Origin of the sequence: Paraburkholderia sp. SIMBA_027 (assembly GCF_046535315.1) — a bacterium.
GTDB lineage: Bacteria > Pseudomonadota > Gammaproteobacteria > Burkholderiales > Burkholderiaceae > Paraburkholderia > Paraburkholderia tropica.
This window is the reverse complement of the sequence record NZ_JAWRWY010000474.1, coordinates 1-276: the sequence shown is the minus strand read 5'-3', so window position 1 is coordinate 276 and position 276 is coordinate 1. Positions and strand designations below refer to the sequence as shown.

At 62.0% G+C, this 276-nt stretch carries 1 pseudogene; it reads right to left on the bottom strand.

Annotation, left to right across the window (positions count from 1 at the left end):
* Positions 1-59 precede the first annotated feature (59 nt).
* Positions 60-276 (bottom strand): annotated as a pseudogene (locus tag SB764_RS39885) (hypothetical protein); the annotation flags it as partial.

Genomic DNA, 276 nt, shown 5'->3' with positions numbered 1-276 from the left:
AGCACGATCAGCGAGGTGGGCGAGCGGAGGGACTTGAACATGCGGACGGGGCCTCTGGCTCAGGATTGCGCAAGGGAGGCCTCCGGCCCGTTCTGCCGGGGCCGGCGCTTCCATGCGAGATGAAGAAGAAGGACGACGAGACCTGCCAGGCAAGACAGGAAGATCATGTAGAAGGCGTCGTTATAGGCAAGCACATAGGCTTCCCTCGTTACCTGCTGGCCAAGCAGCGAGAGGCCCTCGGCATTCAGCAGCGTCTTGTCGGTGATGACCTTGCCG